The organism is Halalkalibacter alkaliphilus (assembly GCF_023555415.1).
Lineage (GTDB): Bacteria > Bacillota > Bacilli > Bacillales > Bacillaceae_D > Halalkalibacter > Halalkalibacter alkaliphilus.
The window spans coordinates 1-23,395 of record NZ_JAKRYL010000042.1; the positions used below are offsets into that span (position 1 = coordinate 1).

General features: G+C 36.8%; 24 protein-coding genes, 3 tRNA genes and 2 other RNA genes. 20 read left to right on the top strand and 9 right to left on the bottom strand.

Annotated features, from left to right (window positions below):
• Positions 1–201 precede the first annotated feature (201 nt).
• The 3 genes from MF646_RS22135 (at position 202) to MF646_RS22145 (ending at position 1,419) form a co-directional block, all read left to right on the top strand.
• A tRNA-Lys gene (locus MF646_RS22135) sits at positions 202–277 on the top strand.
• 29 nt (positions 278–306) lie between these two features.
• A tRNA-Leu gene (locus MF646_RS22140) sits at positions 307–388 on the top strand.
• A 206-nt stretch (positions 389–594) separates the two neighbouring features.
• Positions 595–1,419, top strand: coding sequence for an ion transporter (locus MF646_RS22145; RefSeq protein WP_250098677.1), 825 nt, complete (start codon positions 595–597; stop codon positions 1,417–1,419).
• A 46-nt stretch (positions 1,420–1,465) separates the two neighbouring features.
• Here the strand turns inward: MF646_RS22145 and MF646_RS22150 are convergent, their stop codons facing one another.
• Positions 1,466–2,458, bottom strand: coding sequence for a LysM peptidoglycan-binding domain-containing protein (locus MF646_RS22150; RefSeq protein WP_250098678.1), 993 nt, complete (start codon positions 2,456–2,458; stop codon positions 1,466–1,468).
• A gap of 295 nt (positions 2,459–2,753) precedes the next feature.
• On the opposite strand from MF646_RS22150, the gene MF646_RS22155 reads away from it, so the two are divergent.
• Entirely contained in the window at positions 2,754–3,695 is a 942-nt protein-coding gene (locus MF646_RS22155) for a sugar ABC transporter substrate-binding protein (protein WP_250098679.1), read from the top strand.
• A gap of 42 nt (positions 3,696–3,737) precedes the next feature.
• On the opposite strand, the gene guaC is transcribed toward MF646_RS22155, so the two are convergent.
• Complete coding sequence (guaC, locus tag MF646_RS22160; protein WP_250098680.1) at positions 3,738–4,721, bottom strand: GMP reductase; 984 nt, start codon at positions 4,719–4,721, stop codon at positions 3,738–3,740.
• 437 nt (positions 4,722–5,158) lie between these two features.
• Here guaC and ssrS point away from each other — a divergent pair.
• From ssrS to MF646_RS22175, 3 genes are all read left to right on the top strand, one after another.
• A non-coding RNA gene (ssrS, locus tag MF646_RS22165) (6S RNA) lies at positions 5,159–5,340 on the top strand.
• A gap of 14 nt (positions 5,341–5,354) precedes the next feature.
• An RNA gene (gene ffs / locus MF646_RS22170) (signal recognition particle sRNA large type) lies at positions 5,355–5,619 on the top strand.
• A gap of 15 nt (positions 5,620–5,634) precedes the next feature.
• A tRNA-Leu gene (locus MF646_RS22175) sits at positions 5,635–5,718 on the top strand.
• Positions 5,719–5,758: 40 nt separating this feature from the next.
• On the opposite strand, the gene MF646_RS22180 is transcribed toward MF646_RS22175, so the two are convergent.
• Positions 5,759–6,112 carry a winged helix-turn-helix transcriptional regulator gene (locus MF646_RS22180; protein ID WP_250098681.1) on the bottom strand — a complete coding sequence of 118 codons (354 nt, stop codon included), beginning with the start codon at positions 6,110–6,112 and terminating at the stop codon, positions 5,759–5,761.
• A gap of 129 nt (positions 6,113–6,241) precedes the next feature.
• Between MF646_RS22180 and MF646_RS22185 the strand changes: the two genes are divergently transcribed.
• The 3 genes from MF646_RS22185 to MF646_RS22195 all read left to right on the top strand — a co-directional run bounded on the left by MF646_RS22185 (position 6,242) and on the right by MF646_RS22195 (position 8,960).
• Positions 6,242–7,105 (top strand): VOC family protein, encoded by an 864-nt coding sequence (locus MF646_RS22185; protein ID WP_250098682.1) that lies wholly within the window; start codon positions 6,242–6,244, stop codon positions 7,103–7,105.
• Between the two features lie 23 nt (positions 7,106–7,128).
• Entirely contained in the window at positions 7,129–7,530 is a 402-nt protein-coding gene (locus MF646_RS22190; protein ID WP_250098683.1) for a DoxX family protein, read from the top strand.
• Between the two features lie 215 nt (positions 7,531–7,745).
• Positions 7,746–8,960, top strand: a complete 1,215-nt coding sequence (locus tag MF646_RS22195) for a NupC/NupG family nucleoside CNT transporter (protein ID WP_250098684.1) — start codon at positions 7,746–7,748, stop codon at positions 8,958–8,960.
• Positions 8,961–9,154: 194 nt separating this feature from the next.
• Here the strand turns inward: MF646_RS22195 and MF646_RS22200 are convergent, their stop codons facing one another.
• Positions 9,155–10,549 carry a protoporphyrinogen oxidase gene (locus MF646_RS22200; RefSeq protein ID WP_250098698.1) on the bottom strand — a complete coding sequence of 465 codons (1,395 nt, stop codon included), beginning with the start codon at positions 10,547–10,549 and terminating at the stop codon, positions 9,155–9,157.
• 256 nt (positions 10,550–10,805) lie between these two features.
• On the opposite strand from MF646_RS22200, the gene MF646_RS22205 reads away from it, so the two are divergent.
• On the top strand, positions 10,806–10,967 hold the full coding sequence (locus MF646_RS22205; RefSeq protein ID WP_250098685.1) for a hypothetical protein: 162 nt from the start codon (positions 10,806–10,808) through the stop codon (positions 10,965–10,967).
• A 50-nt stretch (positions 10,968–11,017) separates the two neighbouring features.
• Here MF646_RS22205 and MF646_RS22210 read toward each other — a convergent pair whose 3' ends face one another.
• Positions 11,018–11,644, bottom strand: a complete 627-nt coding sequence (locus MF646_RS22210) for an FMN-dependent NADH-azoreductase (protein ID WP_250098686.1) — start codon at positions 11,642–11,644, stop codon at positions 11,018–11,020.
• A gap of 292 nt (positions 11,645–11,936) precedes the next feature.
• On the bottom strand, positions 11,937–12,374 hold the full coding sequence (locus MF646_RS22215) for a MarR family winged helix-turn-helix transcriptional regulator (RefSeq protein WP_250098687.1): 438 nt from the start codon (positions 12,372–12,374) through the stop codon (positions 11,937–11,939).
• Between the two features lie 223 nt (positions 12,375–12,597).
• On the opposite strand from MF646_RS22215, the gene MF646_RS22220 reads away from it, so the two are divergent.
• A complete protein-coding gene (locus MF646_RS22220) occupies positions 12,598–12,780 on the top strand; it encodes a hypothetical protein (protein WP_250098688.1) in 183 nt (60 codons plus the stop codon).
• Between the two features lie 91 nt (positions 12,781–12,871).
• Here the strand turns inward: MF646_RS22220 and MF646_RS22225 are convergent, their stop codons facing one another.
• Positions 12,872–13,267, bottom strand: coding sequence for a (deoxy)nucleoside triphosphate pyrophosphohydrolase (locus tag MF646_RS22225; RefSeq protein ID WP_250098689.1), 396 nt, complete (start codon positions 13,265–13,267; stop codon positions 12,872–12,874).
• Between the two features lie 158 nt (positions 13,268–13,425).
• On the bottom strand, positions 13,426–13,623 hold the full coding sequence (locus MF646_RS22230; protein WP_250098690.1) for a hypothetical protein: 198 nt from the start codon (positions 13,621–13,623) through the stop codon (positions 13,426–13,428).
• 297 nt (positions 13,624–13,920) lie between these two features.
• Between MF646_RS22230 and MF646_RS22235 the strand changes: the two genes are divergently transcribed.
• From MF646_RS22235 to MF646_RS22265, 7 genes are all read left to right on the top strand, one after another.
• A complete protein-coding gene (locus MF646_RS22235; protein WP_250098691.1) occupies positions 13,921–14,676 on the top strand; it encodes a sugar phosphate isomerase/epimerase family protein in 756 nt (251 codons plus the stop codon).
• 322 nt (positions 14,677–14,998) lie between these two features.
• Positions 14,999–15,265 carry a hypothetical protein gene (locus MF646_RS22240; RefSeq protein ID WP_250098692.1) on the top strand — a complete coding sequence of 89 codons (267 nt, stop codon included), beginning with the start codon at positions 14,999–15,001 and terminating at the stop codon, positions 15,263–15,265.
• Positions 15,266–15,392: 127 nt separating this feature from the next.
• Positions 15,393–17,069: a ribonuclease J gene (locus MF646_RS22245; protein WP_250098699.1), complete on the top strand. Its 1,677-nt coding sequence runs from the start codon at positions 15,393–15,395 to the stop codon at positions 17,067–17,069.
• 383 nt (positions 17,070–17,452) lie between these two features.
• On the top strand, positions 17,453–18,262 hold the full coding sequence (locus MF646_RS22250) for a histidinol-phosphatase (RefSeq protein ID WP_250098693.1): 810 nt from the start codon (positions 17,453–17,455) through the stop codon (positions 18,260–18,262).
• A gap of 252 nt (positions 18,263–18,514) precedes the next feature.
• On the top strand, positions 18,515–18,904 hold the full coding sequence (locus MF646_RS22255; protein ID WP_250098694.1) for a tautomerase family protein: 390 nt from the start codon (positions 18,515–18,517) through the stop codon (positions 18,902–18,904).
• Between the two features lie 146 nt (positions 18,905–19,050).
• Positions 19,051–20,763: an ABC-ATPase domain-containing protein gene (locus MF646_RS22260; RefSeq protein ID WP_250098695.1), complete on the top strand. Its 1,713-nt coding sequence runs from the start codon at positions 19,051–19,053 to the stop codon at positions 20,761–20,763.
• Positions 20,764–20,779: 16 nt separating this feature from the next.
• Positions 20,780–22,087 (top strand): M20 family metallo-hydrolase, encoded by a 1,308-nt coding sequence (locus MF646_RS22265; RefSeq protein WP_250098696.1) that lies wholly within the window; start codon positions 20,780–20,782, stop codon positions 22,085–22,087.
• A 284-nt stretch (positions 22,088–22,371) separates the two neighbouring features.
• On the opposite strand, the gene MF646_RS22270 is transcribed toward MF646_RS22265, so the two are convergent.
• A complete protein-coding gene (locus MF646_RS22270) occupies positions 22,372–22,884 on the bottom strand; it encodes an acyl-CoA thioesterase (RefSeq protein ID WP_250098700.1) in 513 nt (170 codons plus the stop codon).
• Between the two features lie 306 nt (positions 22,885–23,190).
• Here MF646_RS22270 and MF646_RS22275 point away from each other — a divergent pair.
• A partial coding sequence (locus MF646_RS22275; RefSeq protein WP_250098697.1) for an aldehyde dehydrogenase family protein occupies positions 23,191–23,395 on the top strand: 205 nt, incomplete at its 3' end.

Here is a 23,395-nt window from a genome sequence, read left to right on the forward strand (position 1 = left end):
CCTATTCATTTTTCTTGAGTATTATCTATGTAATAACAGCAAGAGCCATTAGCTCAGTTACGAGCAAATCTACTTGAAGTAACTTCGAGTTGTTCTGACGCAGTGAGCTGCGAAGCTAAACTAGCAGAGGAAAGAACAGGTAAGACCACGGAGCGATTCATCGTCCGTAAGCTTCGAGATACATCTATGAAAAAACAGCAAGAGCCATTAGCTCAGTTGGTAGAGCATCTGACTTTTAATCAGAGGGTCGAAGGTTCGAGTCCTTCATGGCTCACCATTTAAGATATTTTTTAAAACTTTAATTATGCGGGTGTGGCGGAATTGGCAGACGCGCTAGACTTAGGATCTAGTGTCTTATGACGTGGGGGTTCGACTCCCTTCACCCGCATTATGAATGACAACAATACTTCTTTTTTGTTTAATCGATTCAAAGATATAACCCCTTGAACTTTTTCAGTTTGAGGGGTTTTTGCTTAACTGTTCATAAAATTGCCACCGGTTATCATTTATATTTTAGAACTATACTCATCTATTTAAAGTAGTAACTGGTATAATAATAGAAATTAGAATAGAAAGGAAAAGTGATTGATTCAAATGGAAATACAAAAACAACAAGAAGTAAATAGTAATCGTTCATTCAGAACGATTATTAGACAATTGGTAGAACATAAATACTTTCAGCCGATAGTTATTGCTATTATCTTTTTTAACGGTCTAATTATCGTTACTGAGACGTATTTGACTGGTAATAGCCTATTGTTAGCTATAGATAGAATCATTGTTTGGATATTTGTACTAGAGTTAATCGTGAAAATAATTGGTCTTGGTTTCAAAGGATATTTCTCCGATAGGTGGAATCTCTTTGATTTTAGTATTGTAATAGGAAGTTTACTGTTTTATTCAACTCCTTTTGTGAGTGTCCTAAGACTAATAAGGGTATTGCGTTTGATTAGAATGATTCCTGCAATACCTGCATTGAGAAAAATAATTGATTCATTGATGAAATCAGTACCAGCCTTAACGGGTATTTTAGGTCTTTCGATCTTAATCTTTTCTATCTATGCGATCATTGGCACAACCTTTTTTAGTGAAGTGCTACCATACGAGTTTTTTGGAAGCTTCCATACAGCTCTCTTTACGTTAATGCAAGTCGTAACGTTTGAATCGTGGGCAAGTCAAGTGGCTAGACCGATTATTAATGAGGTGCCTTGGGCTTGGGTCTATTTTGTATCGTTCATCATAATTGGTGCATTAGTTATTTTAAATCTTGTAGTCGCAGTAATCTTAAGTTATTTGGGCCAAGATGATGAAGTAAAACGAGAGGAACAAATGGATAGATTATATAAAGAAAATCAAGAATTAAAGAAAGATATTCAAGAAATCAAACAATTAATTCTCAATCGAAATAACAATAACTAATAAACAGGCGCCCCCCTTTTTTGAAGGGGAGAGCCTGTTTAATTTTTTACTCTATTGTTGCTAAGATTTCTTCTATCTTACTGGATACTAAAGGATAAAAATGCTTCTTTGCATCGTTTGTGGAATTGCCTCCGAAAAAATTGGTGCCGGGACAAGTTTTAACATTATAATCTGGTCCATTATCTAACACTCTTTCCTTTGTTTGTAAATTCCACCAATGATGATAAGTAATACTGTCAATTGAAGGGGTTAAGCCGAACTTGATACAAAGCAGGGCTGTAATGTAAACAATTGTATCCTGCTGTTCCTTAGTCATTACATCGTGACCTAGATCAAAGTTGCCAATATTCTCGATCGTTAACCCTATTGAATTCGCCTTTGATCCAATTGAACCTTCTGGGGCAATGTTGAATGGTCTAGATACAGCTACTTTTCCATCAGGGAAGGTCGTTATGTTTTGCGCGATATTTTGCCAGCCCATTTCCTTCTTATGGAAGTTCTCCATACTTTGTAACATTTGAAAATGGTTTGTACCTTTAAATTGCTCATAAGAAGGTAACCATGTGTGATGTTGTTGGATGATGCGGATATCACGATTAAATTGATTGTTAAATAACCAATCTCTAAATTCTTCCTTAGTCATAAGGATATGTTGTCCTTGCATGGCCATTTTTTTAGGAGAAACTTTTAATATTTGCCCTGCATATAGCTCATCAGAAACGAGTCCATTTGCTTTTTTTATGGAATCTACTGAAGAATGGTAAGTTGAGGCAATGTTCTGCAGTGTTTCTCCTGTTGCAACTTCATGCATTATTGGAACCCATAACTTTTGTTCAACAAATAGAGAATCGGATTGTAAACCATTTGTTAGCTTAAGATCCTCTATGGTAGTATCAAATTTTTTTGCAATTTCAGGTAACGTATCGCCAGCTTTTACTACATAAAGGTTGCTAGGGCTATTATATGCTGCATGAACAGGAAGTATATTCATGAACATGATTAAGATTAAACTACAGACGAGGATAAGATTTTTCTTCATTGTTTTATTTCCTTTCATGTTAACAGTGACAGTCGCAACGCATCCTAGAATTTCCCTTTTTGACAATTATAGTTTGTAAAAGTTACAAGAAAATTATTCTAATATTTACTAGAAGAAAGTCGTCATTTTTGATTTACCTTTTCCACTTACACAGTCTTGAACTTTCTGATATATTTTTCTGGATTAATGAGAGCAAAATAGATATTATGGAATAGGACATGAACGAACTCTAACTTTATTTAGTATATGAATAGGGAAAAATGATGAGCTCAATTGGTAAGGGAAGGAAGGTACCGTGAAGAAAAGAATTATTATTATTTCGTGTATGGTTTTATTGGCTCTATCAATAGGCTACCTGGCTAAAACATTTGCAAAAGAAAAACCTGCAGTAGTTGTTGTGTTGAAAGATTTAAATTCACAGTATTGGGAAATTGTAAAAGCGGGCGCAGAAAAAGGATTTCGGGATTTTGGAGTAAGCGGAAAAGTGTTAGCGACTGCAAATGGATGGGGGGAGGAACAAAGTGAATTACTAAAAGAGGTTCTCCATGACAGTCCGGATGTTTTGATTGTCTCACCTATCTACGCCCCATTGATTCTTCCCATATTGGATGAATTTGTTGAAAATAATATTCCTGTATTATTGTTGGATACCGACCTTCCATGGAGTGAAAAAACAGCATATATTGGAAGCGATAACTTTGAATTAGGAAGAAAAGCTGGGTTTTTACTTGCATCCCACCTGCAGCCTGGAGATAAAGTTGCTCTCATTGGTGGAGATGTAAATAGTCCAGTCTCAAGTGAGAGGATTGCCGGAGCAAAAGGAAGTTTTGAAGCGGTGCATATTGATGTAGCCACACAAAGAGTAAATTTAACAAATCGTTCACCTCTTGTAAGAAAAGCGGTGGAAGATATTTTACTGCTTCATCCAGATGTAAAAGCGATTATGGCAACAAATGATGTTCTTGCTTTACAAGCTATAGAGGTAATTAAAGAAAATGGCTTTACAATTCCCGTTACAGGAGCGGATGGAACCATTGAGATGGTTGAACTTATTGAAGGAGAAGTACTACCTGGTACAGTAGCACAAAATCCTTATGATATGGGCTATCTTAGCGTAGAAATGGCCGAAAGAGTGATTAATGGAGAAGTTGTAGAAAACATCGATAGTGGTGTAGATATTATTATTAAAGGAAATGCAAAGGATCGATTAGATTTTTTTAAAGATTTGTTGAAGTAGAGAAGAGGAAAGGCCAAAAACGGTTTCCTCTTCTTTGTGCTTTCAATAAATTTTATCTCCGTTAAAGATTGAATTCTTAACGACGACATAATCTACATGACGAATTGCGTCCAGTTTGTTTCCACCAGCATAAGAAATGGAAGATTGAAGATCTTGTTCCATTTCAATTAATGTATCAAGTAAAGATCCTTTATGCTCTACGTACATCTTCTTGCCTTCAACATTTCTCTTTTCACCTTTTTGAAATTCTGAAGCTGAACCGAAATATTCTTTGCAGAGCTTTCCATCTTTCTCGATGGTCTCTCCTGGAGACTCTTCGTGACCTGCAAATAAAGAACCAATCATGACCATCGATGCACCAAATCGAATGGATTTAGCGATATCTCCATGTGTACGAATTCCTCCGTCAGCGATGATCGGTTTAGTGGCTGCTTTTGAGCACCAGCGTAAAGCAGCTAATTGCCAACCGCCAGTTCCAAATCCAGTTTTAATCTTCGTAATGCATACCTTTCCCGGACCAATGCCGACTTTTGTTGCGTCAGCACCAGCATTTTCTAATTCCCTTACGGCCTCAGGGGTTCCGACATTTCCTGCAATCACAAAACTAGCAGGGATGTTTTTCTTAATGTGTTGAATCATCTCTATTACAGCATTTGAATGACCGTGTGCAATATCAATGGTAATGTACTCTGGAGCAAGCTTTTCATCTGCTAATTGGTTAATGAAAGTGTATTCATCCTCTTTAACGCCAACACTTATCGAAGCTAGCAAGCCCCGTGAATGCATTTCATTTATAAAAGGAATTCGCTTTTCTGGTTCGAATCGATGCATGATATAGAAGTAATGATTCTCCGCTAAAAAAACCGCGATCTTTTCATCAATAATCGTCTGCATATTCGCAGGTACAACTGGTAATTTGAATGTATGCCCACCAAAATTAACAGACGTATCGCATTCAGAACGTGTCTTTACTATGCTTTTTGCTGGGATTAATTGTATATCTTCGTAGTCAAACACATTATCCATGTACTACACCCCTAAGAAATTAAACATTAGTTTTTATTAGTTTGGTGAAACTTCGAGAAAGTATCCTTGTAAAAACCAATTTCGAATTTGTTTCATCTTCATTTTTTGAAGAAATGGATGAATTATGGAGAGGGAATTGGAGATGAAGAAGTGAAACAAACAGAACATTTTATCAAATAAATAAACGAAAAAGCTCAGTATCTGAGCCTTTTTCGTTTGAAACCATATCAGTCTAAAATCAAACTAATCATATAGTAGATTTACTAGGGGCGATAAGACATTATTTGAAAAATATACTAGTTGCAATGTTATTAACGCGGAATTATAATCGATATGTGGAAGAAAGTTTTATAAAATACTAATGAAAAACAAAAAAAACATTGCGTAGAATTAATTGTTGTGCTATAATAAATGTAGTTGATTTGCAATTAGCTTAACATATCCTACAATGTACGTAAGCCCTTTTTGTTTTAAACCTTACTGTTTTATCGGGATTCTTACATTTGTTGACTGATGCCAAGCCTGACTGTGATCAGGATCGCAGGATGTTAACATGCGGAAACCCACCTGCTTTAGCGGGTTTTAAAACAGCTAGGGAGACGGCATAGGTGGGAATAAAGATTTATATACATACCGTGCTAGATGGGGAGTTGGCGGTGCCCTGTAACCCGCAATCCGCCTTAGCGGGGTTGAATTCCTATTAGCGGTATGGTTCATGTGAGGTTTGCCTTGAGCAAGCGGTGTTGACTATTGGGGTCTGCGCAACAGAAACCTATGAATCTGGTCAGGTCCGGAAGGAAGCAGCCATAAGTAGATTCTTCTGTGTGCCGTAGGTTGCCCTGATTGAGCTAGCTACTTTAGTTACACTTATGTGACCATATCAATTATAGGTGCACGGTTATTTTAATATTAAGCGGTTGTGGCGGAATGGCAGACGCGCTAGGTTGAGGGCCTAGTGGGGGTTGACCCCGTGGAGGTTCGAGTCCTCTCAACCGCATTAAACACAAGAATAGAGGGTAAGGAGCTAAGCGTGCTCCTTACCCTCTTTTCTTGTGTTTTTTTATTTGTTCTTCATTATGTGTAGCTAAATGTGCCGCATGAGCAGCTCCCCATTCACTCATCATATCTAAAAGAGGAATAAGGCTTTTGCCATGTTCAGAGAGAGAATACTCTACCTTTGGCGGTATTTGTGCATAGACCTTTCTTGTTACAAGGTCATGATCTTCCAGCTCTCGTAATTGAGATGTGAGCATCTTTTGTGTAATGCCAGGAATTTCTCTCTTTAACTCGTTAAACCTCATCGTTTCATTATTCAATAGAGGGAATAATATTTTGTGTTTCCATTTTCCAACTATTGCTTCTAAAGCGTTATTTACTTGGCATTCAGACAAGCTAGCAACCCCCTATAGTTTCCTTTTGTATACTATACCACTTTTAAGTGCGTACTTATCAATTTATATTATATATATCATAATAGCATTAATCCATCACCAATCATGAATTAAAAAGGAGGAAAAAAGATGACTTTTGAATTACATCCTAACACACAACTTGGGCCTGTTAAATTAAAAGTGAGTAATTTAGAGCGTTCTGTTACTTTTTATAAAGAAATCATTGGTTTTAAAATTCTCAATAAGACGGATCAAAAAGCAGAACTTACGGCTGATGGTAAAGAGACATTGCTTATTTTAGAAGAAGTACCGAGTGGAAGTGTCTATCGACCGGGGACAACACTTGGTCTATACCATGTAGCGATTTTATTACCGGAACGTAGTGATTTAGGGTTATTTTTAAAGCAAATGATTGAGAAAAGAATAGAGATTGGTTCTGCAGATCATTTTGTTAGTGAAGCGATCTACCTCTCGGATCCAGACTTCAATGGTCTTGAAATTTATCGAGACCGTCCAAGAAAGGGTTGGACAAAAGTATCTAGTGGAGATTACACGATGGTAACGGAGCGAATCGATGTGGAGGGCTTACTAGAGTCAGCGGGTGAGGATGTTTGGCAAGGCTTACCGCCTAAAACAAAGATTGGACATATTCATTTACATGTTCGTGATCTTAAAGAAAGCCGGGACTTTTATAAAGCATTAGGCTTTGATATAACAGTTGGCAACATGACGAATGTAGGGATGCTTTTTCTTGCAGCTGGAGGATACCATCATCATATTGGCGTAAATATTTGGGCGGGACCCAATGCCTTGGTTAGACCAAAAAATGCAGTAGGGCTTGCATATTATACCGTTATGTTACCGAATCAAGTTGAGCTAACGAAGTTAATTGAGCACTTGAAAGCAGTTGGTGAAAAGCCGGTAGAACAACAAAATGGTGTGTGGATAGTTCAGGATCCGGTAGGTATAGAAATACATTTAACAACAGAATAAAAAAGAATATGGAGGAAAAGTAGATGAAAAGAAGTGAAGTAGGTTTATTTATTGTTCGAGTTGTATTAGGAATGACGTTCTTTTTGCATGGGTTAGATAAATTTCAAAATGGAATTAGCAATATTGCAGGATGGTTCGAAAGTATTGGATTACCTGGATTTTTAGCATATATTGTTGCAGTGATTGAATTGGTAGGCGGGGTTATAATGGTACTTGGAATTGGAACGCGTATTGTTGGTATCTTATTTGCATTAGTGATGGCAGGAGCAATTATTACAGTGAAGCTACCTTTAGGGTTTTTGGATGGCTTTGAACTAGATGTCGTTTTACTTGCCATGTCTATTCAGATAGCGATTACCGGAAGTGCGTTTTTATCGTTAGGTCAAGCAATAGGACTAGCGAAGGAATCTGAGGTAAATCTTTAGAAATAGAATATTCATTTCGGGGTGATCTCAAAAGGTCAAAATCATAACCTTTTGGAATCACCCTTCTTTTTGTTTAACAAAAGATATAGATACGGTGATGAGGACCTTTTTCGTTTATTTTACTTGTTATGAAACATACTAAAGGTAGCTTTAGTTGATACATAAAAAAAGAGTTGTCTAAAGGATAATCCTTTTTAGAAAGAGAGGTTAAGCGAATGAACTTTGTTTGGGGTATTTTTGGTATTTTGACGATCTTTGCTATTGCTTTTCTTTTTTCGAATAATAAGAAGGCTATTAATTTACAAACTATTTTAGGTGGATTGGCCATTCAAATTGGTTTTGCCGTCATTGTCTTAAAGTGGGAAACTGGCTTTGCGTTCTTACAATGGCTGACATTAGGGATCGCAGCCATCATTGATTATGCAAACGAAGGGATTGACTTTTTATTTGGAGGACTTTTTCAGGCTGAGGGAATGGGCTTTGTTTTTGCAATAGAAGTCTTAAGCATCGTCATTTTCTTTTCAGCTTTAATTGCAATTCTTTATTATGTAGGAATTATGCAAAAAGTGATACAGATTCTCGGTGGTTTCTTATCTAAAGTTCTTCGTACTAGTAAAACGGAATCGATGTCTGCAGCGGCGAATATTTTCGTTGGACAGACAGAAGCGCCGCTAGTTGTACGCCCCTATCTTGAAAAGATGACGAAATCGGAATTATTCGCCGTAATGACGGGTGGACTTGCATCGGTTGCTGGGTCTGTATTAATTGGATATTCTTTGCTTGGTGTACCACTAGAGTATTTGCTAGCTGCTAGTTTTATGGCTGCACCTGCTGGGTTAATTATGGCTAAAATGATTATGCCGGAAACTGAGAAATCGGAAACCTCAGACAAAGTGATGGTAGACAGAGACATGGAATCGGCCAATGTGATTGATGCAGCTGCTCGAGGTGCAAGTGTCGGCTTAACATTAGCTTTAAATATTGGGGCAATGCTTTTGGCGTTTATCGCTTTGATTGCTTTGGTTAATGGAATTTTAGGCATGATTGGCGGATGGTTTCAGTTTGAAGGTTTAACATTAGAACTCATCCTTGGGATCGTCTTTGCCCCGATCGCTTTTGCAATTGGCGTACCATGGCAAGAAGCTGTGGTGGCTGGTGGATTTATCGGACAAAAGATTGTGTTGAATGAGTTTGTTGCATATGCTGCATTTGCTCCGCAAATGGATGAGCTATCAGATAAAACTGTAGCTGTCATCAGTTTTGCGTTATGTGGATTTGCTAATATATCTTCTGTGGCTATATTACTTGGGGGCTTAGGAAAGCTAGCCCCTAGTAGAAGAACAGATATAGCTAAGCTTGGGATGAAGGCTGTCGTAGCAGGAGTTCTTGCTTCATTATTAAGTGGTGCGATTGCTGGGATGTTGTATTAGGTCAAGAGAAAATGAGAAGAAAAGTAAACACTAGGTGGAAGTGCAGAGTCGTAAAAAGTTGGAAAGAGGGAAAGGAGGGAACTAGGTAGAAGTACAGGCATGGGTAACCATTTACTTCCTTTATTTCCTTTTGGGCTTCAGAGTTTCATTCTGAAGCCCTGCTTTTTTGTTATTTTGGCTTTCGGCTGTAGTTCCTATCTTGTTAAAAGAGTCTCCCAAATCTTCTCTGCAGTTTCTTTTCCATTTTTTATACAAGCACCAATACCGACACCAAAGTACGAACAACCTGCGAGAATGACATTTGGAAATTCTGATTGCATTTTCTCGTTTAGCCCACGAATGGCTTCATTGTGATTGAGGTGGTAGTTAGGCATTAGCTGATCCCAATTTGTGATCTCAACAGCTGTTGGCTTGGCCTTAAGTCCGAGACTTTTCTCAACGTCTGTTAAAGCTGTTTGCATGAGATCAATCTCATTCATCTGTTGTAGAGAGCAATAGGAAGGGTTTGAACTTTTATAAAAGAGTCGTACTAATAAGTTGTTCTTCTTGGATGTATGGGACCATTTGCGACTTGTCCATGTACATGCATTACACCTAACAGCATTACTATTAGATACAATAAAGCCGGTACCATCAGCAGGTAATTGCCCATCAGGAATATCAAATCCAAGATAGATACTCTTTAGTGATGAATTTGTCAATTTAGCAAAATCATCGTTTAAATCATTTTGATTTAGCAAAGATTGAGTGACGTTTTGAGGTGTCGTTAACACAACATAATCTGCTTTGATCGTTTCGTGATTAGAAAAAGTAATATGATAGTGACCTGTTCCCTTTGTAATTTTTGACGTGTTAACACCTTTAAGAATTAGAGAGTCTGTCAATTCAGCTTCAAGTCTGTCAATCAATGTAGAGAGTCCATTTTTAAAGGAGATGAACTTTTTATCGGCTTGAGAGCTGAATTTTTCTCTATTTTCGGATAACCCTTTAATGATACTCCCGTATTGATTTTTATAATCAAGTAAATAAGGAAGGGTTGAAGCGATACTCAGCTCATTCAAGTTTCCAGAATATACTCCTGATAATACGGGGGCAATTTGTTTTTCGACGAGCTCTTTCCCTAAAAAGTATTCGAGAAATTCCCCAATTGAACTCTTCTTCGTAAAATGGTCATTCTTACTTTCCAAATCCTTAAGCGCTTCTTGTTTGCCCTTTTCTGAAACCAATGTACTTTGAAACAATGATTCCACATTCAATGGAATACCAAATACTGTGTCAGCAGGAATGGGATGTAGCTCATTGTTTATGAAAAGGTATGAAATCCCTGTAGAATTGTAGACGAGTTCATCTTCTAAATGTAAATCCTTAATTAGAGGCATAACACTTTCATGTCTAGCAACGATCGAATCTGCCCCTGTTTCCATAATGAATTCTTCCTTGTGAACAGAGTGGATCTTACCGCCTAAATACTCATTTTTCTCCGCAAGAATCAACTTAACGTCAATACTTTTTTCTCTTTTTAATTTTTGTAAGTAGTGCATGGTGGTTAGACCTGTGATTCCTCCACCAATAACAACGATGGTTTTCAGCGTTCTCACTCCTAATGTATAGATTCTTTTCATATTATAACGTATGGAACCCATGAATCCTCAATTTCTGTTTTCTTGACAACATACTGACACATTATATAAAAACTTGGCTTTTCTTTCTAAATTTATTTTTCTGCAAAAATTTTTTAAAGAAAGAAGGACGACATGACATCCGTGTTGAATATATATTACAGAAACTTTTTTCGTGGTTATTTATAACTAGAAATAGGTAGAAATTGATAAATGGAGTGATAATATGAGCAGAAAAGAGAGCAATAAGCCAGTATATTATGATGGAAGCGGGTTGCAAAACGTCACATTAAGAAATTCGTCCTATAAAGATTATGTCATTAAACCAGAGGGAGTAAATAAAGGGATCGTTTATCCATGCTTTCCTTATCTTGATTCTAATAAGTAAACAAAACAAAGGGCTTGCGTACTTGCGAGCCCTTTGTTTTTCATAAATGATTAAAATTCTTTTGCTACGTCTGCTGCTTGCTGCAAGCCTTTTTCAATAATCTCTTCTGCTTGGTCAGGGAATTGATTATGACCTTCAATGATAACCGTTTTAGGGTTATCAATACCCCAGAAGTTAAACATTGTTTTCACGTAGTTAACAGCCATTTCAGCTGCTTGCGCAGGTCCTTCAGAGTAGACGCCACCTCTTGCATTTAGAAGTACGACTTCTTTATCAGTAAGCAAACCTTGTGGGCCTTCAGCCGTATAACGGAATGTCTTACCAGCTTGAGCTAAATAATCTAAATACGTATGCAATACTGCAGGGACAGTAAAGTTCCAAAGTGGGAATGCAATGACAACTTTATCTGCTTCAAGAAATTGATTTAAATAACGATTGACGAGCTCTGTTGCTTCTTGTTCAGAAGTTGTTAACTCCATCCCTTTTGAAAGTTTAAACATGCCATTAATTTTATCGGTATCGTAATAAGGTAAGTTTTCCTCAAAAAGGTCAAGCTCTGTTATAACATCATCTGGGTTAGACTCTTTATATTGGTCTAGGAAAGTGTGGTAAAGTTTCACACTCACTGCCTGTTCGATCGGTCTTGAATTTGCCTTAATAAATAATACGTTTGCCATAATATAATACCTCCATTTAATAATGTTGCTATAGCAACAATTTGTGAAAAAGTAACTAGTACTTATATAGTAACTATAAATAATATATTGTCATTAATTCTAGGTGATAAGAGATAGTTGCTATGCATACTAACTACGATGTTTAGTATAAAATATGATGAGAGCAATTGTCAATTAAGAAGTCTTGTAAAAAGAAAAGGGGGTCTGTTTTGAAAGAGGGGATTTTCCTTATAACTTTAAAAAGGACAGCAGATCATGTCTGCAGTCCTTATGAATTAAGAGAATAAAATAATTAATTATAGTACTCTTGTACATTTTGATTCATTTTCTCTAATAATGTCTCCATTAGTTGAAGTTCTTCCTCAGATATCCCTTTGCAGATGACTTCATTAAATTCTTCAGCAATCGGAATGACTTTCTCACCTAGCTTTTTCCCACACGGAGTAAGGTAAAGCTTTAGAGAACGGCGGTCATTATTGCAATTGCTTCTTTTAATAAAGCCTTTTTTCTCGAGACTTGAAGCCATGCGAGCGATATTTGTTTTATCTTTATCTAATTTGGTAACAAGTTGTTGTTGAGTTAAACCATCTTTTTCCCACAAGAGCATCATAATTAAATTTTGTTCTGGTGCGAGGTTGAAGGGCTCTAATTTGGCTTTGACATAGCTAGTAAGATTTAAATCGGTCTTATGCAACTTAATGCTTATATACTCTTGGAATGTTAATTTCATAAATTCGTCCCCTTGAAAATTAGTTGCTATGCATACTAAGTGTAACTTTAGTATAGGGAAAATGTATTTTTCTGTCAAATGTAATTTTTGCTGGCAGTAATAGGTATTTTTTAAAAAGTATGAAATTAAATATGAATATAGAGATTGATTGTAAAATGAGAGCCCAGAAATTGGTGAAAACCGTACCTTTTTCAATGGCCTTTTGTAGGAATGGAGGTTTTTAATGAATAAGCAAAGAAAAGTATCTTTAGTGGTTTTGTTTGGGATTCCTTTATTCTTTTTGGTTCTCTCCCTAATTACTGGTCGCTGGGCGTTCTTTTTAGTAAGTTTGCCGCCATGTTTCCTTGCTGGATTTACAGGATTTATTGTTTCAAAAAAGCAAAAAAGCCATTCAAGTAATTCATGAGAGTCTGACGAAACTTTACATGTAGAGTTGATATTTATCTACACGCAGAACCATTTCGATAAAATAAAGAATAGGGTGTATCACCATTTTTCTATTTTTCTTCAATCAATTGCTCAACTGCGGGGATATCTGCAGGTGCCCATTTTAACGAATGGAGGTTTTCTCGTTTTAGCCAAATGAGTTTGGAGTGCTCATTCGGGATAGGAGTCCCGTCCGTTATTGTCGCTGTGATTGCAAGAAGATTGATGGTAAAGTCCTCATAATCATGGGTGTGGTCATTAAATAAATCAATAGGTTCAACTTCGCAACGCAATTCCTCTTGAATTTCTCTTTTTAAGGCTGTGTATATGTCTTCGTCCTTTTCAACTTTACCCCCGGGGAATTCCCACATGTTCGGGAGTAACATCTTTGGGGAGCGAAGAGCGCAAAGGATTTCGTTTTGATCATTTTCAATAATGGCTGCAACGACTTTAATTGTTTTTTTCATGGAAGGGCCTCCTTCATATTTGGTGGTTGTAAAGTAAATTGTGGGGCTTGGAGAGAAAAGCAGTTTTTTTCAACAGAATGCCTGCCAAAGGCAGAGTGCTCAAGGGTTTTTCAATCAAAAATAGGAGCTGTTGCGACAGCTCCACCATAAATAAAAAGTTACTTCAGCTTTTCTCCTTCTTTAATTAAGTAATCAACCATTCTTCCTACCCCTTCGTAATCTAATTCATAAGATGCGGCTTTTATTTCTTCATAGATTAGCAGGTCAATTACTCCATCTCGGTCGAGGTCTTCCCATTTGTTTTCTTTGTCTAATTGTGCCAACTGTGATTTAATTCGGTTAAGTGCTTTACCCATTCAATACCCTCCCCAGAATAATCCTTATCATATTATATTAACATTTATTTGTCGCAAGTCTAAGTACAAACATAGAGCCATTATCAAATAATTTTTTAAGCTCTCCTTTAATAGATAATAGCAAAATAGTTGATGTTTTAATCATATCATTATTTGCAAAAATCTATAAATGATTTATGATGAAGGCAAAAGAGTGACATATATTGAAGCTATAGAGGGACTAACCAGAGAAGAAACTGTTTTTTGTAAGAAAAGATTATGCGTTTATAAAAAGTAAAATGAAATGAGGGTGTAATTGTGAAGAGAATTCCAGTAGCTGTTCAAATGTTTACATTGCGTGAAGAAAGTCAGAAGGATTTTGCAGGTACGTTAAAAAAAGTGGCAGAGCTTGGGTATGATGGAGTAGAATTTGCTGGTTACGGCGGGCTTTCAGCGGAAGAAGTCAGGGCCTTATTAGATGATCTAGGTCTAAAAGCGGCATCAAGTCATGTTCCATTAGCTGAATTAAAGAATAACTTGCAACAAGTGATTGACGATCAAAAAATTCTTGGCAGTCAATATATTGTGTGTCCTTATTTAATGCCGGATGAGCGTAGTGAAGAAGATTATCAATCACTTATTTCGTTTTTAGATGAAGCTGGGGAAATGTGCAAACGTGAGGGGATCACACTTTGCTATCATAATCATGATTTTGAGCTTGAGCCATTGCAAGATGGAAGAAAGGCGTTGGAAGCGATTTTTTATGATGTAAGTGCAGATCACCTTCAAACGGAGCTTGACGTGTATTGGTTAACAAAAGCTGGCGAAGATCCAGTAGAGTGGATTAACCGTTATAAAGGACGCACTCCGTTGGTGCACTTAAAAGATATGACAACAGATGGAGAGCAATTTTTTGCAGAGCTTGGAACAGGTGGAGTAAATATTGAGGCTGTCTTAGCGACAGGAGAAGAAGCGGGTGTCGAGTGGTGGGTTGTCGAACAAGATGTAAGTCGTCGCACCCCATTAGAGAGCATTGAAATAAGTATAAATTACTTGAAAACAATGCTTCCTTGAGCTGCACGGTGGACTTCTAGACCACACATTAAACACGATAATGAAAAATTCGTGAAGCAATTGTGATGAGAAACTTTGACCGTGGTCATATATGATAGGCTTGATAAATTGAAGATATGTTTGATGATGGATAGGTTCTCTTCTATAGAATATAGTGGAGAGCCTTTTTGTATTTGAAGGTTTGATCTTTTTTGTTTTAGGACAATCTAAGTCATTTATTTAACAAACAATTAAAAGTGTAGCCAGATTCCCCATTTATCATTAATATTTTCATCAAATTAAGTCCATCATAACTAAAAAACATTCTTGGAGCGAGTAAATCATGACAAATATAAACGGCCATATCATATCAGGTGAGTTCAACCGAGAAGCAAATGAATTTTTGTTACAAAAAGTAAAGAATCAAGACACAATATCGGTGATTAAAGAAAGGCAGTTTTCAAGGCTATATCGTTATTTAAAAGAGCATGAAGATAGTGAAGGGAATCAAATCATCACATTGTATGATCAACTGCTTATTCCCTTAAATCAAAATGAGGTAAAGCAATTGTTAAATGATCTTGAACAGATACAACCTCTTTATCATTAAAATGGAATTTCGCGTCGCGATAAAATCATTCCTGGCAAATTTAAGTTGTTCAAACCTTTTACCTATTTATAAATGAAAACAGAAACGATCATACTAACACTATCATTAATGAAAAGGGAGGTTACGTATCTTGAGTAATGAACAGTCACTATCCATTTTTGCATTAGGTGGACTAAATGAAATCGGAAAAAATATGTATGCGATAGAATATAGAAATGAGATCATCCTTATTGATTGTGGGAACAAGTTTCCTGATGAAAGCTTATTAGGTATTGACTTAATTATCCCAGATATCTCTTACTTAATAGAGAACAAAGGAAAAGTTAAAGCATTACTTGTAACACACGGACATGAAGATCATATTGGGGGCATTCCTTTTTTCTTGAAGAAAATCAATGTCCCCGTTTATGCAACACGCTTTACACTAGGGTTGATTGAATTAAAATTAAAAGAACATAAAATATTGTCGGAAACAGAATTGATTGAAATTGACCACCGCTCTCATTTAACTTTTAATGATATTACAGTTGAGTTCTTTAAAGTTACACATAGCATCCCGGATTGCTTAGGAATCGTCTTCAATACTCCAGAAGGGAAGGTTGTACATACCGGTGACTTTAAGTTTGATTTAACCCCTGCCAAACAAGATGAACAATCGGACATTCATAAAATGGCTGAGATCGGCAAGGAAGGTGTTTTGCTTCTTTTATCGGAAAGTACAAACGCCGAGCGTCCAGGTTCTACACCCTCTGAGCAAATGGTTGGCAACCATGTAGAAGAAGTCTTTACAAGAGCTGAGCGGAAAGTAATTCTTGCGACCTTCGCATCTAATATTAGTCGTGTACAGCAAGTTGTTGATGCTGCACAAAAAACAAATCGTAAGCTTGCGTTATTAGGACGGAGTATGGTTAATGTTGTAGAAGTTGCAATAGAACGGGGGTACTTAACGGTACCTGAAGGAATGATCATTGATCAACAGGAAATTAATGAAATAGCTCCAGAGAGAGTGGCAATTTTATGCACAGGAAGTCAAGGAGAACCGATGGCTGCCCTTGCACGTTTATCAACAGGAAACTTCCGGGGTGTTGAGATTTTGCCAGGAGATACTGTCATTTTTGCTGCTGGTCCGATTCCTGGAAATGAACGTAGTGTCACAACTATCGTAGATAATTTCTTCGCGCTTGGTGCCAAAGTCATTTACGGATCGGGAAGTTCATCCGGTATGCATGTGTCTGGTCACGGTTACTCAGAGGATTTAAAATTGATGCTCACTTTAATGAGGCCGAAATATGTAATTCCTATTCATGGGGAATATCGGATGCTCCATCAACATCAACTATTAGCAGAGTCTGTTGGTGTAGAAAAAGGAAATACGTTTATTATGAACAATGGCGATGTCTTGGAAATTAAGAACTCTATGGCAAACCAAACCCGAAAAATACCAGCAGGAAACACCTATGTTGATGGAATCGGTGTTGGTGATGTTGGCGACCTTGTACTCCGAGACCGTAAACAACTTTCAGAAGACGGGATGCTCGTAATCGTTGTTACAATGAGTAAAACGGAAAAAAGGTTAATAGGACGGCCTGATGTCATCACACGTGGCTTTGTGTATGTAAGTGATTCAGAAGAACTTCAAAAAGAGATGAATCGTTTAATTACTATAACAGTAAACGACCTATTAGAATCAAGGAAATATCAATGGAATGTCATGAAACAAAGCATAAAGAAAACGATAGGGCAATACTTATTTAAACATACGAAAAGTAAGCCGATGATTCTTCCAATCATTATTGAAATCTAATATGAAAGGAGACGCTAGTCATTTTTGAGTAGCGTCTATTTTAGATGCAGGACCGTTTTAGAGCTTTTAATTTGTGAATATTTGGTTTTTGCAGTGGTTGCATGTTCTGTTAAAAAGAGAGGGACGATAGGGTTGGAGCGATACGGAGTATTAATAATAGAAAAACTTCCATTGTATAAACGTTAGAAACGTATTCATTAAACCAAATTTAATTTTTGACTAGATTCAGTATTTTTTTGTCAAAAAAGCATAAAAATTAAATTAGCTATATAGCATCCACCCAAGCAATTGGATGGCTTTTAAAATAAATAAATGTTAATCTTCCTTAGTAATAAAGGTTCAATAATCAAGTTAAAAAAGTTTATAAATTGAAAGGAGTAATTATGACAAAATTTGATTTACATACACATAACCAAATGTGCGGACATGCTATTGGTACAATTGAAGATTATGTAAAAGCAGCGATTGAAAAAGAGCTTAAAATGATTGGTATTTCTGATCATGCCCCGTATTTTCATAGTGAAGAGGACCATCCAAAACCAGGGATTACTATGGCTAAATCTCACTTTAATCGTTATGTAAATGAGGTGTTACGATTAAAAGAGGAGTATGCAGATCAAATTGAAGTTTTATTAGGGATTGAAAGTGACTTTTTTCCACAACATAGTACGGTGTATAAACAATTTTTAGATGAGTACCCGTTTGATTATTTGATTGGATCTGTGCATTTTGTTGATGAAATTAGTATTTTTAGAAAAGGACGTTGGGAAGGTTTATCAAATGAAGAGAAAGTAAAAACGAAAGAACGCTATTATCACCTAATTGAACAATCGGCAAGCAGCGATATGTTTGATATCTTAGGTCATATTGATGCGATGAAAGGGTTTTATCCAGAGTTCTCTAATATACAAGTCGAGGCGATTGATAAGACGTTACAAGTTATTGGAGAATATGAAAAAGTAATTGAAATTAATACATCTGGAAAAACGAAGGATTGTGGAGGATGGTATCCTGCTGATGAAATATTAGAAAGGGCTCTTTATTTTAACGTTGGAGTGACTTTTGGTTCTGATGCACATGATCCTGATCGAGTCGGAGATGAGTTTGAAGAAGTGCAGAAGCGCCTGAAAGAAATTGGATTTAAAGAGTTACATTATTTTAGAAACAGAGAGAAGTATTCTGTTTCCATTTAGCGGAAAAGGCTGTGGGAGATACCTTGTTTATATTACCTTTTCTACAATTTTGGGAACTATTTTGACAGAGAAAAATTAAATGTTATTTTTTCACTAGTTTTCATCTATGAATGAAAGGGGACAGTTTTATAAAACATGATTTCAAGTGTGTTAGAAAGTTGTCATAATTCGAATACGCAAAAGAGGGATTTTGACGAATTTTATCGAATGAATAAGGAAAAATAGAAGTAAAATGTTGGAGGATCTCTATTTATGCCACTACTTAGATTTGATGTAATTGAAGGACGTAGTAAACAAGATTTGAAAAAATTGCTGGATGCTGCTCATGAAGCGATGTTGCAAGCGTTTGAAGTACCGGAAAGGGATCGTTATCAAATAGTTCACCAACACCCAGCTCATGAAATGATCATTGAAGATACGGGGCTTGGTTTCGAGCGAAGTGAGGATGTAGTTGTTATTAGTGTAACAAGTAAGCAAAGAACGGAAGAACAAAAACAAAAATTGTATAAGCTTATAGTAGAGAAGCTTGGTGAAAAGTGTGGGATCGAACCTAACGATATTATGATTAATATTGTTACAAATGGAGATGCCGATTGGAGCTTTGGTATGGGAGAGGCTCAATTTTTAACAGGGAAATTGTAATAGAACGTGAAGTAAGCTGGAGGGTGGTTCCGGCTTATTTTTTTTGAAGTTCCCTTCATCATTATGTTTACTAGAAATAATAACCTTAAATAGGTACACTAAAAAGATACGAATAAATGACCAGATTAAGTAAGAGGAGGCAAATTGTGCAAGCGTTAAAGGAGAGTTTGAAACGAATCGATCAAAAAGGATACAAAGCTTACAAGGTCATCCAAGGAACATATCAATTCCCTCATTATCAATTACATATAGATTACGTTCAAGGTGATCCATTTGCAAGTCCATCTAAAATCCGTATCGTCTTACCAAGTGCGAAAACAAAAATAAGTTCAACATGGACAAATACGAGTAGTCGTAAAGTTGTATGTGAAGATTTAATTGCAAGAAAGGTTCAAGCAGTACTTGAAAGAGTACATAAAAAAATAGAAGGTTCTGGAAAAAGTGGTATGGTGTTGATTGATGCCCCTTATCAAAAAGTTATTGAACGAACAGCGGTTCAATTGGATGATACACAAATTACGATTTGCCTATCAATTGGGTTGCCGGCAAATGGGAGAAGAGTGTTAGCTAAAGAAGCAGATAAGCTTTTCTTTCAAGTGATCCCAAATGTTGTTGATCAGTCAGTGTATAAGGTCCAAGAAAATGAAGTAAGAAAGGCAGTTTGTTTAAGTGACCAGCAACAAACAATCAGGAAGTATCTTAAGGATAATGGATATATCGCTTTTATTGGAAACGGAGCGATCTTGCCAAGAGCAAGTGGTGTAAGTGATAGGCCAATGAAAAAAGGTGTTATTGCATTTCAAAGTCCTAAAGAAATGGAGATCTCCATTCCCGTCCCACACCGAGAAAAACCACTTGTTGGTATGGCAATTAAAAAAGGAATTACAGTTATTGTTGGCGGGGGATATCACGGGAAATCAACGTTGTTACAGGCGATTGAACATGGGATTTATGATCATATCGAAGGTGATGGAAGAGAGTATGTGATTACCGATGATGCGGCTGTGAAAGTTCGTGCTGAGGATGGACGTAGTATAGCAAAAGTGAATATTTCACCATTTATTGGGAAGCTACCACATGGAAAAGATACAGAGCATTTTTCAACTGAAAATGCCAGTGGCAGCACATCACAAGCTGCAAATATTATCGAAATGCTTGAAGCGGGCGCCAAAACGATCCTAATTGATGAAGATACAAGTGCGACGAATTTTATGATTCGTGATGCGCGTATGCAGGCATTAATTGCGAAAGATTCAGAACCGATCACTCCATTTGTTGATAAGGTGGGCTTATTAAGAGATGATTATAACGTTTCAGCTATATTAGTAATGGGTGGATCAGGTGATTATTTTGATGTGGCAGACCGAGTGATCAAAATGGATCAATATGTCCCTTTTGATGTAACTGAGGAAGCAAAGTATATTGCCGAAACAATACAGGTGAAACGAAAAAATGAAGGTGGCGATACCTTTGGGCCCATTCAAGAAAGAATTCCTATTGCAAAGAGCTTACATAGCAAAAAAGGGACTAAGCATAAAGTATCCACACGTGGAAGACATCAAATTCATTACGGAACAACAGATATTAACTTGCATGCTGTAGAGCAGCTCGTAGACGAAAGCCAAACGAGAATGATTGCGGAAATCTTATTTTATTTAGAAAGAAACGAAGTATTAAAAAAAGAGATGACGGTGAACCAAATATTGAGCTTCATTGAAGAACAAATGCAACAAAAAGGGCTTAGCTTCGTTACAACACATAAAGGACATCCAGGTGAAATGGCACGACCGCGTCGATATGAACTTGCCGCGGCACTAAACCGATTGCGAACATTGGAATGTATAAACAAATCCGTATAGAAAGAAGGGTATTTAATTGGAGAATAAAAAGTACGGCGAATTTGATTTGAAACATAAATTACTAAAGGGGCATAATCCTTTGTTATCTCATTCAGGCGTGAATGCAGAACGCCTTGCGTCAAGGTTTCACGAGTTGGCTCAGATCGGATTAACGAATGAGAAGGGATCTAGAAGGATAGGTTTCTCTTTTCAAGAATTCGAAGCAAAAGAACTTGTGAAAAAGTGGATGATAGAAGCAGGGTTGGTTGTACAAGTAGATGGGGCTGGAAATGTATTTGGAAAGCTAGTCGGAAAAGATCTGACTCTTCCGTCCATTTTATCAGGTTCACATGTTGATTCGGTACCAAATGGCGGGCATTTTGACGGTCCATTGGGTGTGCTAGCAGCTTTAGAAGTTGTCGAGGCATGGAAGGAAACCAGTTTTCAGCCGAGGAAATCTTTCGAAGTAGTGATTTTTTCAGACGAAGAAGGATCAAGGTTCGATAATGGATTATTAGGAAGTCAGGCTATGTCAGGCGAGCTTAATATGACAGCTCTTAAAAAGGTAAGAGATTTTAACGGAGAGCAGTTTGAGAGTGTATTAATTGAAGCGGGGCTTACATTAGAAGGGTTTACTAGTGCAAGGCGAGATTACTCTTCTATTGAAGCCTATATTGAAGTACATATTGAACAAGGGAAGCAATTAGAAAAAGAAGATCTTCCTGTAGGTATAGTTTCAGGTATTGCAGGTCCGTGCTGGTTACAAGTAACATTCACAGGTGAATCTAATCATGCCGGGAACACACCAATGGTAGGAAGGCAGGATGCACTGGTAGCTGCAAGTAAATTTATTGAACGTGTTAGTGAGCTTCCCAAAACCGTAAGTGATACGGCTGTTGCCACTGTAGGAAAGCTTCAAGTTTTTCCAAATGGATCGAATGTCATACCAGGAAAAGTGATATTGACCGTTGATATTCGTGATATTGATCTCAATAGTAGGGATACGCTTGTTGAAAAAATTGTAGCTGTTGGAAATCAAGTTGAGAATGAAAATGCAGCTACATTTGAATATGAGGAGTTGCTCCGAATCGCTCCTGTTTTAGTAGATGAATCGCTAAAAAAGAAAGCAGAAAAAGCATGTATTGATACGGATATAAGACCATTTTACTTACCAAGTGGAGCGGCTCATGATGCGATGGTATTAGGAAAACATATCCCAATGTCGATGTTGTTTGTACGGAGCCTTGATGGAATTAGTCATAATCCTCGCGAGTTTTCGTCATTAGATGACTGTGTGTATTCTGTTCATGTTTTAAAGAAGATGATCGAACAATTGAATAAGTAAGGGATACCCCGAAGCAATGGCGGAGTCGCTATATTTTAAAGGCCATGAAAGGAGTAGCTTTCTCCTTTTATGGCAAGTAGTGAACGGAGCCGTTACCATTGCAGCTCCTGGCTTTTTTTAGAAAGCTACTACATACGGTTACAGCAGGAATCCCAATTCATGACGGTGCCATCAAATATTATCAAGAACAAGGGTTACTTGACAAAACTAATAACAAAGAATAATAAAAGAGGAAGCATTCACATGTTGATTGGTTCCTCTTTTTATTCGACAAGGAAGGTAACTTATTGCCAAGGTTTGGCCGTAGTAATAAAATTAGCTAACTCTTTACTTCTTGCACGGTGCTCCTTGCGTTTTTCCGCTCTTTCTTTCCCTGTTTCATATAATTTAATTTCTTCCTCAGTTTCTGGAATGACTTGTGGAACTTTTGTAGGTTTGCCGTTTTCATCGAGAGCAACAAAGGTTAAAAAGGCGGTTGCTGCAATTTTTCGATGACCTGTTATCAAATTTTCTGCGATGATTTTTACAAAAACTTCCATGGAACTCGTTCCAGTATAAGTAACAAAGGAGATGAAATTAACGGAATCCTTAGGAGTAATAGGGAAGAGAAAATCAACTGAGTCCGTAGAAGCTGTTACACATTCCTTGCGAGAATGTCTTGTTGCTGAAATGGAGGCAATCATATCGACATCACTCATTAATTTACCACCAAATAACGTATTGTGATTATTTACATCATTCGGAAAGACTCTGCTTGTTCTCACGACTTTTGATTCACTTACAAATTTTGAATCCATCATAAATTCATCCACCCTTAAATTATTTGTTATCCATTCTTATCTAATAGTGTCTTGAGTAAGAATGGATTCATTATAACAGATAATTAATAGAATTCAGAAAGTATATACATATTTAAATTACATGTAGTAAGAAGCTATAAAGAAAATAAAGACAACCTAAGTAAAAGAAAATATGAAATCAAAATTTTTTTGAAAAACTTTTCAAATAGTTGCTCATAGAGGGACAATGATGTTTTATACGGCACGATTCTAGAGTAAGGTAAATGTAAGGAAAAAATAAAAAGTTAATGGAGGGTACTAAAAATGGAAACGGTTACTACTGCAACGGGAATTGATTGTAAACACTTTATTAATGGACAATATGTCGATTCAGCAAATCACAATACATTTATCAATACGAATCCAGCGAATGAAGAAGTACTCGGCTCAGTTGCTGAAGGTGGCAAAGAGGAAATTGATCAAGCTGTAACTGCAGCAAAAAATGCTTTAAATGGACCTTGGAGGACCT